10 protein-coding genes are annotated in these 12,583 nt (G+C 65.2%); 2 read left to right on the top strand and 8 right to left on the bottom strand.

Translation table 11 applies throughout. The features are described 5' to 3' along the window. The first annotated feature begins 213 nt into the window (after positions 1 to 213). On the top strand, positions 214 to 960 hold the full coding sequence (locus ABE459_RS24215) for an SDR family oxidoreductase (protein WP_125463734.1): 747 nt from the start codon (positions 214 to 216) through the stop codon (positions 958 to 960). Between the two features lies 1 nt (position 961). Here ABE459_RS24215 and ABE459_RS24210 read toward each other — a convergent pair whose 3' ends face one another. The 4 genes from ABE459_RS24210 to ABE459_RS24195 form a co-directional block, all read right to left on the bottom strand. Beyond that, the gene (locus ABE459_RS24210) at positions 962 to 3,025 is read right to left on the bottom strand and encodes a PAS domain-containing protein (RefSeq protein ID WP_323833908.1); all 2,064 of its coding nucleotides are present in this window, start codon (positions 3,023 to 3,025) and stop codon (positions 962 to 964) included. Positions 3,026 to 3,079: 54 nt separating this feature from the next. After that, positions 3,080 to 4,489, bottom strand: coding sequence for a GntR family transcriptional regulator MpaR (gene mapR, locus ABE459_RS24205; RefSeq protein WP_323833910.1), 1,410 nt, complete (start codon positions 4,487 to 4,489; stop codon positions 3,080 to 3,082). A gap of 39 nt (positions 4,490 to 4,528) precedes the next feature. Further along, positions 4,529 to 5,938, bottom strand: coding sequence for a cytochrome c oxidase accessory protein CcoG (ccoG, locus tag ABE459_RS24200; RefSeq protein WP_346648155.1), 1,410 nt, complete (start codon positions 5,936 to 5,938; stop codon positions 4,529 to 4,531). Positions 5,939 to 6,058: 120 nt separating this feature from the next. Then, a complete protein-coding gene (locus ABE459_RS24195; protein WP_110994600.1) occupies positions 6,059 to 6,298 on the bottom strand; it encodes a DUF3203 family protein in 240 nt (79 codons plus the stop codon). Positions 6,299 to 6,504: 206 nt separating this feature from the next. Here ABE459_RS24195 and ABE459_RS24190 point away from each other — a divergent pair, with 206 nt between their 5' ends. Then, positions 6,505 to 7,020, top strand: a complete 516-nt coding sequence (locus ABE459_RS24190) for an MgtC/SapB family protein (RefSeq protein WP_279847729.1) — start codon at positions 6,505 to 6,507, stop codon at positions 7,018 to 7,020. Between the two features lie 551 nt (positions 7,021 to 7,571). On the opposite strand, the gene ABE459_RS24185 is transcribed toward ABE459_RS24190, so the two are convergent. From ABE459_RS24185 to mrdA, 4 genes are all read right to left on the bottom strand, one after another. Beyond that, positions 7,572 to 8,471, bottom strand: a complete 900-nt coding sequence (locus tag ABE459_RS24185; protein ID WP_125463739.1) for a hydroxymethylglutaryl-CoA lyase — start codon at positions 8,469 to 8,471, stop codon at positions 7,572 to 7,574. Between the two features lie 20 nt (positions 8,472 to 8,491). Further along, entirely contained in the window at positions 8,492 to 8,893 is a 402-nt protein-coding gene (locus ABE459_RS24180) for a MerR family DNA-binding transcriptional regulator (RefSeq protein ID WP_110994597.1), read from the bottom strand. 113 nt (positions 8,894 to 9,006) lie between these two features. Then, a complete protein-coding gene (locus ABE459_RS24175; RefSeq protein WP_323833914.1) occupies positions 9,007 to 9,960 on the bottom strand; it encodes an endonuclease in 954 nt (317 codons plus the stop codon). Positions 9,961 to 10,081: 121 nt separating this feature from the next. Beyond that, complete coding sequence (gene mrdA / locus ABE459_RS24170; RefSeq protein ID WP_323833916.1) at positions 10,082 to 11,974, bottom strand: penicillin-binding protein 2; 1,893 nt, start codon at positions 11,972 to 11,974, stop codon at positions 10,082 to 10,084. Between the last annotated feature and the right edge of the window lie 609 nt (positions 11,975 to 12,583).

Genomic DNA, 12,583 nt, shown 5'->3' with positions numbered 1-12,583 from the left:
ACAAGGCGTACAGCGATGAAACAACAGGAGTAACTGGCCCGAAACAGATGTGGGAGCTGGCTTGCCAGCGATGCGCCGCGCGGGCGGCGCTCGATCTCATAGGCGCTGCAAATTCATCGCCATGCGCCTGGCCGCCTCCACGCCATCACCATTGCTCCGCTCAACGCTTTTCCCCTAATCTCGTAGGCCTTTTCCAGTCATCCGGACCGATTCATGGACAAGGTCATCGTCATCACCGGCGCCAGCCGGGGCATCGGCGCCGCCACCGCATTGCTGGCGGCGCAGCAGGGTTACCGTATCTGCATCAACTACCACGCCGACGACCAGGCCGCCGAAGCGGTGCTGGCGCAGGTTCGCGAACTTGGCGCCAGCGCCATTGCGGTGCGCGCCGATGCCAGTGTCGAGGACGAAGTGGCGCAGCTGTTCCAGCGCGTCGACCATGAACTCGGCCCGGTCACCGCACTGGTCAACAACGCCGGCACCATCGGCCAGCAGAGCCGGGTCGAGGGCATGTCCGAGTTCCGCCTGCTCAAGATCATGAAAACCAACGTGGTCGGGCCGATGCTGTGCGCCAAGCACGCGCTGCTGCGCATGTCGCGCCGCCACGGCGGGCAGGGCGGGGCGATCGTCAATGTGTCGTCGGTAGCGGCGCGCCTGGGCTCGCCCAACGAATACGTCGACTACGCCGCGTCCAAGGGCGCGCTGGACACCTTCACGGTCGGCCTGGCCAAGGAGGTGGCCGGCGAGGGCGTGCGGGTCAACGGCGTGCGCCCCGGTTACATCCACACCGGTTTCCACGCCCTGAGCGGTGACCCGGACCGGGTCGCCAAGCTCGAGCCCGGCCTGCCGATGGGGCGAGGTGGCCGCCCAGAGGAAGTCGCCGAGGCGATCCTGTGGCTGCTGTCGGACAAGGCGTCCTACTCCACCGGCAGCTTCATCGACCTGGGCGGTGGGCGCTGAGTCAGCCGAGTGCGAGCAGTTCGGCCACTTTGTCGGCGATGTCGCCCAGTTCGAACGGTTTGAGCAGCACCGCCGTACGCGGCGGCAGCACGCCGTCGCTGTGCGCCGCGCTTTCGTCGTAACCGGTGATGAACAATACCGGCAGATCCGCATGCCGGGCTCGACACGCCTCGGCCACCTGCCGGCCATTGAGGCTTCCGGGCAGGCCGATGTCGCTGATCAGCAAGTTCGGCAAGAGCCCACGCGCCATGGCCTCGAGGGCTTGCGCGCCGTTCTCCACGCTGTGCACCCGATGGCCGAACTCTTCGAGCACTTCGCCTATCACCAGGCGCAAGGCGGCCTGGTCCTCGACCAGCAGGATTTGCGCACCCTGGTGGTGAGCCCTGTCGTCGGGCCTCGCTGGCTGCTGGCTCGCCACGGGTGCTTCGAAATGCCGCGGCAGGAAGAGTTCGACCCGCGTGCCCGCCCCCGGTTGCGAGTGGATCAGCAACTGGCCACCAGACTGGCGCACGAAACCGTAAGCCATGGACAACCCGAGCCCGGTGCCCTGGCCCAGGGGCTTGGTGGTAAAGAACGGGTCGATGGCGCGCTCCGCCACCTCCGGGAGCATGCCGCGGCCGTTGTCGCGCACGCTCAGGCACAGGTAATCGCCGGCGGGGAGGTCGAGCAGGGCGGCACGTTCCTCGTCGAGTAGCTGGTTGGCACAGTGGATGTCGATCAGGCCGCCGGCGGGCAAGGCGTCGCGGGCGTTGATGCACAGGTTGAGCAGCGCGCTTTCCAGCTGCGGCGGGTCGATGAAGGTGGGCCACAGGTCATCGGTACAGTGGACGCTGAGCTGGATGGCCGGGCCGACGCTGCGGCGGATCAGTTCTTCCATCGTCTGCACCAGGGCACCCACCGCCGTCGCCTGGGGCAACAGGGTCTGGCGCCGCGAGAACGCCAGCAGGCGATGGACCAGCGCCGCGGCGCTGCGGGCCGAATTGCTGGCGGTGTCGAGCAGGCCGGGGATTTCATCCGGGCGCGATTGTTCCAGGCGCTGGCGCACCAGCTCCTGGGCGCCGAGGATGCCGCCCAGCAGGTTGTTGAAGTCGTGGGCGATACCGCCGGTGAGCTGGCCCACCGCTTCCATTTTCTGTGCCTGGCGCAGGGCTTCCTCGGCCTTGAGCAGTTGCTGCTGTTCGGATACCCGCTCAGTGACGTTGTAGGCGAACAGGTGGGCACCGATGATGCTGCCCGAGGGGGCGTGGATTGGGCTGAAGTGCAGCTCGAAATAGCTTGTCTTCGCGCCCTCGGGAAAGGCGGTGGTTTGCACGTAGGTTTCCCCGGCCAGGGCGCGTTGCCACAGGCGCAGGTTTTCGGCCAGGCTATCGGGGTGCTCGCGCATCAAGTCCGCCAGGCTGTCACCTACCTTCGGCGTGCTGCCGAACAGGCGGTGAAAGTCCCGCTGGGCCTGCTGGTTGATGGCTAGCCAGCGCAGGTCGGTATCAAGCACATGCACGTTGGCCACGCTGCGCTCGACCAGTTCGGCGAACAGCCCGCGCTCGGCCAGGGCCGCGCTGACACGTTGTTCGAGATGTTCATTGAGCTGCTGCAAGGCATCCTCGGCGCGGCGGCGCTCGGTCACGTCCTTGAACAGCACTGCTACCTGGCGTTTCTCGGCGGGTTCGATGCGGAATGTGGTCACCGACAGCACATGCCCGGTGGCCACCAGTTCCTGCTCGAACTGCAAGGGTTGGCCGGTGCGCAGCACCTCGCCGTAGCGGGCGACCCAGCCATCGGCTTCGTCCGGCACCATTTCGCGCAGCTTCTGCCCGACCACGTTGGGGATGCCGGCATGCCGGGCGTAGGCGGCGTTGGCAAGGATATGCACGTAGTCGCTGAGCGGGCCGTGCGGGCCATCGAAGAACTCGATGACGCAGAAACCTTCGTCCATGGTGTCGAACAGGAAGCGGTACAGATCGTCATCGGCGTGCGCCTGCTGCTCGAGACGCGCCTCGAGTTCGGCGTTGCGTTGGCGCAGCGCCTGCAGCTCTTGCTGCAGGGCGGGCAGGTTGCGGTCGGGCATGCAGGTGTCCAGCGTCGGGCTTGGCGCCACTGTAGCCTGCCGACCCGCGCGCCGCTAGAACGAGCGCACGATGCGCCCGAGGGTCTCCATGGCCTGTTCGGCGCCGTCGCCCCAGGGGCTGCCGTAGTTGAGGCGGATGCAGTTACCAAAGCGCCGGGTCGGCGAGAAGATCGGCCCCGGGGCGATGCTGATGCCTTGCGCCAGCGCCATGTGGAACAGCTTGAGCGCGTCCATCTGCTCGGGCAGTTCCAGCCACAGGAAGTAGCCGCCGGAAGGATGGCTGACCTGGGTCTGGGCCGGGAAGTGCCGGGCGATGGCCGCCAGCATGTTGACCTGCTGGCCCTCCAGGGCGTAACGCAACTTGCGCAGGTGGCGGTCGTAGCCGCCGTGCTGCAGGTAATCGGCGATCGCCGCCTGGGCTGGCATCGAGGCGCACAGCGAGGTCATCAGCTTGAGCCGCTCGATCTTCTGCGCGAAGCGCCCGGCGGCCACCCAGCCGATGCGGTAGCCCGGGGCCAGGCTCTTGGCGAACGAGCCGCAGTGCATCACCAGGCCCTCGGTGTCGAAGGCCTTGGCCGGCTTGGGCGCCTGCTGTGCGTAGTACAGCTCGGCGTAGACGTCGTCTTCGATCAGCGGCACCTGGTGGCGGCGCAGCAGTTCGACCAGCTCCTGCTTCTTCGCCTCGGGCATGCTCGCGCCCACCGGGTTCTGGAAGTTGGTCATGCACCACACGGCTTTCACCGGGTGCTTGTCCAGGGTCTGGGCAAGCACCGCCAGGTCCATGCCTTCGCGCGGGTGCACCGGGATTTCCACGGCCTTGAGCTTGAGGCGTTCGAGCACCTGCAGGCAGGCATAGAAAGCCGGTGCCTCGATAGCCACCAGATCGCCCGGCTGGGTCACGGCCTGCAGGCACAGGTTGAGTGCCTCCAGCGCGCCGTTGGTGATCAGCAGCTCCTCCATCGGCAGCATCAGCCCGCCGACCATGTAGCGCAGGGCGATCTGCCGGCGCAGTTGCGGGTTGCCCGGCGACAGGTCGGTGACCACCATGCGCGGGTCCATGGCCCGGCTGGCGCTGGCCAGGGAGCGGGACAGGCGTTGCAGGGGGAACAGCGCGGGGCTGGGGAAGGCCGAGCCGAACGGCACGGTGTGCGGGTCCTTGATCGAGTCGAGGATTGAGAACACCAGGCCACTGACGTCCACATCGGTGGACTCGGTGGCCTGCGCCTGCACCTGTGGTTCATTGAACGGGCGCGGGGCGTGGGCATTGACGAAGTAGCCCGAGCGCGGCCGGGCGCGGATCAGGCCGCGGCGTTCCAGCAGGTAGTAGGCCTGGAACACCGTGGACGGGCTGACCCCGTGGGTCTGGCTGGCATAGCGTACCGAGGGCACCCGCTGGCCGGGGCCAAGCACCCCGGTGCGGATCAGTTCGGCAATGTCGTCGGCGAAGCGTTCATAGCGTTTCATGGTGTTCTGCACGGGCAAGGTCATGGGCAGTGTAAGGGATCAGCGGTTCATCGGCGCGACGAAGCGGCTGTGGGCGATGCTGCGCACCCCAGGCTGGTCGCTGTCCTGGAGCTCGAAGGTCAGCTCCTGCGAGCTGCTGCTCGGGCGGTCGGCCAGTAGTGCCACCGACACGGGCAGCTCGCTCATCTCGCCGGCGGCGATGCTGAACTCGGTACGCCCATGCAGCTCGAAACCGTCGGCGTCGACCAGGCGCAGGCGATAGTGCTGCGGCTCGCTGGTCTTGTTGATGATCTTGAGCAGGTAAATGTTCTCGATCTGGCCCTGGGCGTTCTCGCGGAACAGGCCGCGGTCCTTGATCACGTCCATCGACACCATGGGGCGCAGTTGCAGGGCCACGACCAGCGCGCCGATCATCACCACCAGCGCCGCGGCATAGCCCAGCAGGCGCGGGCGCAGCCATTGGGTGGTGCCGCCTTGCAGGTTGTGCTCGGACTTGTAGCCGATCAGGCCGCGGGCATAGCCCATCTTGTCCATGACCTCGTCACAGGCGTCGATACACGCCGCGCAGCCGATGCAGCCCATCTGCAGGCCGTCGCGGATATCGATGCCGGTGGGGCAGACCTGCACGCACAGGGTGCAGTCGATGCAGTCGCCCAGGCCCTGTTCGCCGGGGATGCTGCCTTTCTTGCGCGGGCCACGGGCTTCACCGCGGCTGGGGTCGTAGGCCACCGCCAGGGTGTCCTTGTCGAACATCACACCCTGGAAGCGCGCATAGGGGCACATGTGCATGCACACCGCCTCGCGCAGCCAGCCGGCATTGATGTAGGTGGCGCCGGTGAAGAACAGCACCCAGAACAGCGCCACGCCGCCCAGCTCCAGGCTGAACAGCTCGGCGGCCAGCGGGCGGATCGGGGTGAAGTAGCCAACGAAGGTCAGCCCGGTGAGCAGGCCGATGCCCAGCCACAATGTGTGCTTCAGGCTGCGCCGGGCGAGCTTGTTGATACTCCAGGGCGCGGCGGCCAGCTTGATGCGCTGGTTGCGGTCGCCTTCACAGACCTTTTCGCACCACATGAACAGCCAGGTCCAGGTGCTCTGCGGGCAGCTGTAGCCACACCACACGCGGCCGGCGAACACAGTGATGGCGAACAGGCCGAAGGCGCAGATGATCAGCAGCGCCGAGAGCAGGATGAAATCCTGCGGCCAGAACGTCGCGCCAAAGATGTGGAACTTGCTGTCGGCCAGGTCCCACAACACGGCTTGGCGGTCGTCCCACTGCAGCCAGGCGATACCGAAGAACAGCAGGAACAGCGCGCCGGCAAAGGTAATCCGCAGGTTGCGGTAGAAACCGCTGAAGCTGCGGGTGTGGATGCCGCCGTCCGGCTGGCTTTTGCTCTTTTTGACGGCGGCGGGGGCAATCTCGATGACTCGGAAGGGGATTCTGTCACTCATGGTTCATCGCTCATCAGGCCTCGATCAGGCCTGGGCACTATGGCCCCCGATCTGTTTGCAGCACAGACTCACCTAGCGCGATAAAAACCGTATCAGATTCTCTTCCGAGGCCCCGAGGCCCTAGATTACCGAGCCTGGGACGCTGGCCTTCAGATGCCTGCGGCTATCCACCGCACCTGCGACGGTGAGTGCGTCGGCCTCGGCTTCGGTGATGGGCACGCGTTCGCCGGCCAGGATGGCCACCGACATGCGCAGCTGTTCGTCGGTGACGATCTCGATCTCGGGGCCGGTGCCTTCCAGGCGGATGTGGTCGCCGATCAGGGTGCAGTGGCGGGTGGTTTCGTCGACTTCGATGGGCATGGTGTGGTCCTCCTGGGGCGGTTACAGGGTGTGACCACAGGCCGGGCGTGGATGCTGCAACTTTATGCTCGGTGGCACTCCTGGGGGAGGGTGCGGTCAGCTTCAGTAAGGGCCTTGTCGCGGGGCAAGGCCGCTCCTACAGCGCTCGCGCAATACATGTGGGAGCGGGCTTGCCCCGCGATGAGGCAAGTGCAGGAGTACATCCGATGGAAACGATCCTCTCGACCATTCAGTCTGAATTCGCCGACATCACAGACGAACAGGAGATCACCCGCATCCTCGTGCGCCTGCTGATGGCGGCACTGCTGGGCGCGGTGCTGGGCTTCGAACGCGAAAGCAAAGGCAAGGCGGCCGGGGTGCGCACGCATATGCTGGTATCCCTGGGGGCGGCGCTGTTCGTGCTGGCCCCGAGCATGGCCGGGGCCGACGAACAGGCGCTGAGCCGGGTGATCCAGGGCATTGTCGCGGGCATCGGCTTTCTTGGTGCAGGCACCATCCTCAAGGGGCACGGCCAGGACACCAGCCATGTGAAGGGCCTGACCACCGCCGCCGGGCTGTGGATGACCGCTGCCATCGGCACGGCCGCCGGCATGGGGCGCGAGGCCACGGCGCTGCTCAGCACGGTGCTGGCGCTGTTGGTGCTGGGCACGATGCCGCTGCTGGTGGACAAGGTGGAGGGCGTGAGCGAGGAGAAAAGCGAGGAGGAGGGCAGGAAGCACTGAGGGGAGCCGAAGCTCCCCTCATAAGCGTTGTTGCCTGCTCTTTTTTTATTATTGGAGACTGGCCTGTTGTTGTTTTTGTCGGCTTTTGTCTCGGTACTGCGGGGCCCCTACCCGGGGCCAAGAGCAAACGTATTTTTTTGAGCGCTGACCTGCGTTCATGCAACGTGTGTGATCCAACCGTGACTGTCGCTACCTTCAGGTAGTTTTATTGTTCTGTGTCAGGCTGCGGGGCTTTTCTGCGAAAGCTTCCCTGGAAAGCACGTCGACTCCAAAAAAATCTGCTTGCTACGCTTCTGCCGTGTTGTTCTTGTTATGTCAGAACCGTTTCATGTTGTTTTTATTAGATGTCGCATTTTTTTGTTCTTGTTGTGCCAGAGATATAGCAGGTGCCGTGCCAACTTTTTAAAATCCTTTAAAATCAATGGTTTGAGGATTTTCGAAAAAACCTGGCACCTGAAATTTTGTCGATTTGTTTCCCTGTTACCCGATTTTTTGCTGCCGGCGGTGTGGGCGGTAACACTCCACCCACACTTATGTGACACCGGTGTGACTCAGCCCGCGCTGCGTGCCCGTGCCACCCGCGAACCGGTAGCGCGGCCCAGTACCTCACTGATACGCAGGCCAGCGGCGATCAGGCGGTCGAGGTCTATGCCGGTTTCAATGCCCAGGCCCTGCAGCAGGTACAGCACGTCTTCGGTGGCAACGTTGCCAGTGGCGCCCTTGGCGTAGGGGCAGCCACCCAGGCCTGCGACCGAGCTGTCGAACACCGCGATGCCTTCGAGCAGGCTGGCATACACGTTGGCCAGCGCTTGGCCGTAGGTGTCGTGGAAGTGCCCGGCCAATTGCTCGCGTGGCACCTGCCTTGAAACCACCTCGAACAACCGGCGAGTGTCGCCGGCAGTGCCGCTGCCGATGGTGTCGCCCAGCGAAACCTCGTAACAGCCCATCTCGTGCAGGGCACGGGCTACCGGCGCGACCTGCTCGGCGCTGATCCGCCCTTCATAAGGGCAACCCAGCACGCAGGAGACGTAACCGCGCACCCGCACACCCTGCGCTTGGGCAGCTTCGATGATCGGCTCGAAGCGCTTGAGGCTGTCGCTGATCGAGCAGTTGATATTGCGCTGGGAGAAGGCCTCGGACGCCGCCGCAAACACCGCCACCTCCTTCACCCCCGCCGCCAGGGCATCCTCGAAACCACGCAGGTTGGGCGCCAGCGCAGCGTAGGTCACGCCGGCACGTTGCTGGATACCGGCGAACACCTCGGCGGAGCCGGCCATCTGCGGTACCCACTTGGGCGAGACGAAGCTGCCCACCTCGATGTAGGCGAGGCCAGCGTCGGTAAGGTCGTCCACCAGCCGCACCTTGTCGGCGACACTGATAGGCTGGGCTTCGTTCTGCAGGCCGTCGCGGGGGCCGACTTCGACCAGGCGGACGTTCTTGGGCAATGACATGGCGGGCTTCCTGTGGCAGGTCAACGGTTGTGGGGCTGCTGGTTCAAGGTGGCGGCCAGGGCCTGCTCGCAGCGTTCCTGGGCGGTGTCCAGCTCCAGGTGCATCTGCTGGATGTCGAGCATCTGCTGCTCCAGCTGGGCACGGCGTTCGGCGATCTTGCCGAGCATGCTGTTGAGCTGTTTGAGGTTGCCGCCCGTGGGGTCGTACAGCTCGATCAGCTCGCGGCACTCGGCCAGCGAGAAGCCGATGCGCTTGCCGCGCAGGATCAGCTTGAGGGTGACCTTGTCGCGGGCCGAGTAGATGCGCTCCAGGCCGCGGCGCTCGGGGCTGAGCAGGCCCTGCTCCTCGTAGAAGCGGATGGCGCGGGTGGTGATGTCCAGCTCGCGGGACAGGTCGGAGATGCTGTAGGTCTGGCTGGTCATGCTGATGCTCGGGGGGTGGGATCAGCGTTAACCTAAAGTGAGCTTGACGTAAACGTCAAGCTGAAACCGCTGCAGGCTCCCGGCGGTCGATGTGCCGGGAGCCCGCGCAGGTGCTACTTGCAGTTACCAGCTTTGCGGTAGCCGGCCGCCTGCGCCGCGGCTTCGGAGTCGAATGCCACCTGGTTCTTCGCCGCCACCTGCGCATAACCCGGGCAGCCGCTGGCCAGGTGGTAGACCTGGCTGTTGCGGTTGCCCAACACGGCACCGTGTGCCGCCGTGCTGGCCGGGCTGGGCTTGGCAGGTTGCGCGGAGGCGGTCACCACCGGGGCGGCACCCGCTGGTTTGTAACCCGGTGTCCAGCTGCGCTCACCGGTCACGAACGGATTGGAATGCCCCATCACCGCCGCGATGCGGCGGTCGCGTTCCTTCTCCCAGGGGGTTACCGGGTACTGCTTGTCCCACGCCATCAGCAACTGCTGTTGTTGGCGCGACATGCTCAGCTGGTAGCGATCGAACATGTAGAAGGTGGTGCGCGCCACCAGGCCTTTGACTTCGTTACGCGGTTCGGCGGCTTTCTGCTGAAAGTCGATTTTCGTCGTGCACTGGCCGTACTGCGGAGCAACGCCTGCGGCCATGCCGTAGTTGAAGTTACTGCGGTCACCGTTCACTTCGCCCACGGCCGGGTAGAGGTTGAACAGGTCGGCCTCCATGGCGCGGAACACCGGGTCCTTGTCGACGCAGGCTTCGCGGCCGCCGTTCTGCCAGCACTGGCGCTGGTGGCCGAAGGTCCAGGCCGGGACGATGTGTTCCCACTCGGTGCGCTCGGCGCGGCTCTGCTGCTTGCGGGTTTCATAACCGCAGGAGGCCGGGTCGACGCGCCCGCCCGACTTGCCGACCCAGGTCCATTTGCAGCCACAGTACAGGTCGCCCTGGGCGCTGTTGGCCTGGTCGAGGTAGATCCTCTGCTTGGCGATGACCTTGGCTTCGGTGAAGGTTGCCGGCGGGGTGGCGAAGGCGGGGGGGATGAGAGCGAGGCACAGGGATGCTGCGTACAACAGTCTTTTCATGGAGGTAGATCGACGTCGGAAAAAGCGCCGATTATACGCAGGAAGCTATCCCTTGTAGGAGCGGCCTGGCCGGGGCGCCGGACCGGCAAGGGCGTTCCTGCATGGGGGTAAGCCTGTAGGCCTAGGTATGAGGCACAACCGCTTGCCCAGTACTGCCCGCGTACTGCGCCTTCAGGTGCCCTTGGTCATCCAGCAGGTAGGCATCCATCACCTCGCGCACCACCGGCCCCGCCACCCGTCCACCGGCCTCGCCGTTCTCGATCATCACCGCCACCACCACGGCCGGGTGGTCGGCCGGGGCGAATCCGACGAACAGGGCATTGTCGCGGTGGCGTTCCAGGGTCTTGTTGCGGTTGTAGCGCTCGCCCTGCTTGATCGCCACCACCTGCGCGGTGCCGCTCTTGCCGGCGATGCGGTACTGGGCCCCGGCGGCGGAGGCGCGGGCGATGCCGCGGGCATCGTGCATGACCATTTGCATGCCCTGGTTGACCTGGTCCCAGGCGCGCTTGTCGTGCAGCACGATGTCCGGCATAGGGTTGGGGTCGATGGGGGCCTGGCCGCCGACGGTCATCGCCAGGTGCGGGCGGTGCCAGGCGCCCTTGCTGGCCAGCAGGCTGGTGGCCTGGGCCAGTTGCAGCGGGGTGACCTGCATGTAGCCCTGGCCGATGCCAAGGATCAGCGTTTCGCCGGGGAACCAGGCCTGGCGGCGGGTGGCGCGTTTCCAGGCTTGCGACGGCATCAGCCCAGGGGCTTCCTCGAACATGTCCAGCGAGACCTTCTGGCCCAGGCCGAATTCGGCCATGTAGTCATGCAGCCGGTCGATGCCCAGCTTGTGCGCCAGGTCGTAGAAGTAGGTGTCGTTGGAGCGCATGATCGCGGTGTACATGTCTACCCAGCCATCGCCGCTGTGGTTCCAGTTGCGGTACTTGTGGTCGTAGTTGGGCAGTTCGTAGTAACCGGGGTCGAACACCCGGCTACTGGGGGTGATCACGCCGCTGTCGAGGCCGGCAATGGCCACTTCCGGCTTGACCGTCGAGCCGGGGGCATACAGGCCGCGCAGCACGCGGTTGAACAATGGCCGGTCGATCGAGTCGCGCAGTGCCGAGTACTGCTTGGAGCTGATGCCCTTGACGAACAGGTTGGGGTCGAAGCTGGGGTTACTGACCATCGCCAGCACGTCGCCGTTGGCCGGGTCCAGCACCACCACCGCGCCACGTCGGTCACCCAGGGCCTTTTCCGCGGCCTGCTGCAGGTGGGCGTCCAGGCTCAGCACGATGGACTTGCCCGGCACCGGGTCGTGGTGGCGCAGCACGCGCATCACCCGGCCCTGGGCGTTGGTCTCGACCTCTTCGTAACCCACCTGGCCGTGCAGTTCGTGTTCGTAGAAACGCTCGACGCCGGTCTTGCCGATCGACTGGGTGCCCCGGTATTCGGTGCTGTCGAGGGTTTTGGCTTCCTTCTCGTTGATCCGCCCGACATAGCCCACCGAATGGGCGAAGTGCTCGGCCAGCGGGTACTCGCGGATGAACCGCGGCTCCACCTCCAGCCCCGGCAGGCGGAACTGGTTGACGGCGATCAGGGCAATCTGTTCCTCGCTCAGGCCAACCATCAGCGTGACCGGCTCGAAGGGCTTGCGGCCACGGCGCAGGTCCTTGTCGAACTGGTGGCGCTCGTCCTCGCCGAGGTTGAGAACCTGCGCCAGGGCGTCGAGCACCTTGGCCGAATCACCGGCCCGCTCGCGGGTCATGGTCAGATTGAAGCTGGGCTTGTTGTCGGCCAGGACCACGCCATTGCGGTCATAGATCAGCCCGCGCTCGGGCGGGATCGGCAGCACGTGCACGCGGTTGTTTTCCGACACTGCGGTCTGCTGGTCATGCTGCACCACCTGCAGCACATAGAGCCGGCCCACCAGCACCACCACCAGGCTGAACACCAGCAGGGCACAGGCCAGCAACCGGCGGTTGACCAGGTGCTTTTCGGTTTCGTGGTCCTTGAGGGGGATGGGTTGTGGCATGGGCAGTGGCGGGTCGGTCAGGGCGATACGTGCGGGGCGGCGATGCTACGCGGGCGTGCGGCGGGGCTCAAGGCGGGGGCTGGCGTGCAGCGCCGGGGAGGGGCGTGGAGCCCTGCTGGCAGGGGCGCACAGCGAAGATGAAGATTCGTTCATGTCTTGGGCTGGGATGTTTGGGGAGCGCGATGCATGCGGTTAGGCTGCCTGGGACAACGGGGCTTCAAGCTCCTCGCCACGGGTTGTTGGGCTTCGCGTTGTGGATCGCGTGGGGGCAATGGGCTTGAGTTACTATTTCGTAATGTTGTTGCTAGTTGCTAGTTGCTAGTTGCTAGTTGCTAGTTGCTAGTTGTTTGGGGTGAGTGGGTTTATATAGTTGTATGTGCATTCATTTGCGATGTCGACGCATAGTCACCTTTCCGCCCTTACGGCGGGTTACTTTTTTTCTTGGAAAAAAGTAACCAAAAACCGCTCGCTCCATTCATACGGCCCTCCGCTGCGCTACGGGTCCCTTCGCTCCGGCGTCTTCCGGGCCCGCGCGGCCTCCGACTTGCTGCGCAAGTCTACATCTCGCGCCTTCGGCTACGCCGAAGGGTGCTGCGCACCAGGGCCCTC

This window comes from Pseudomonas sp. TWI923 (genome assembly GCF_039673365.1).
Taxonomy (GTDB): Bacteria; Pseudomonadota; Gammaproteobacteria; order Pseudomonadales; family Pseudomonadaceae; genus Aquipseudomonas; species Aquipseudomonas sichuanensis.
The sequence above is the reverse complement of the archived record's forward strand: the minus strand, read 5'-3'. Positions and strand labels throughout refer to the sequence as shown.

Excerpts from the sequence above, each read along its gene's own strand:
- ABE459_RS24215 (WP_125463734.1), top strand. The coding sequence starts at position 214 with ATGGACAAGGTCATCGTCATCACCGGCGCCAGCCGGGGCATCGGCGCC.
- ABE459_RS24210 (WP_323833908.1), bottom strand. The coding sequence starts at position 3,025 with ATGCCCGACCGCAACCTGCCCGCCCTGCAGCAAGAGCTGCAGGCGCTG.
- mapR (WP_323833910.1), bottom strand. The coding sequence starts at position 4,489 with ATGAAACGCTATGAACGCTTCGCCGACGACATTGCCGAACTGATCCGC.
- ccoG (WP_346648155.1), bottom strand. The coding sequence starts at position 5,938 with ATGAGTGACAGAATCCCCTTCCGAGTCATCGAGATTGCCCCCGCCGCC.
- ABE459_RS24195 (WP_110994600.1), bottom strand. The coding sequence starts at position 6,298 with ATGCCCATCGAAGTCGACGAAACCACCCGCCACTGCACCCTGATCGGC.
- ABE459_RS24190 (WP_279847729.1), top strand. The coding sequence starts at position 6,505 with ATGGAAACGATCCTCTCGACCATTCAGTCTGAATTCGCCGACATCACA.
- ABE459_RS24185 (WP_125463739.1), bottom strand. The coding sequence starts at position 8,471 with ATGTCATTGCCCAAGAACGTCCGCCTGGTCGAAGTCGGCCCCCGCGAC.
- ABE459_RS24180 (WP_110994597.1), bottom strand. The coding sequence starts at position 8,893 with ATGACCAGCCAGACCTACAGCATCTCCGACCTGTCCCGCGAGCTGGAC.
- ABE459_RS24175 (WP_323833914.1), bottom strand. The coding sequence starts at position 9,960 with ATGAAAAGACTGTTGTACGCAGCATCCCTGTGCCTCGCTCTCATCCCC.
- mrdA (WP_323833916.1), bottom strand. The coding sequence starts at position 11,974 with ATGCCACAACCCATCCCCCTCAAGGACCACGAAACCGAAAAGCACCTG.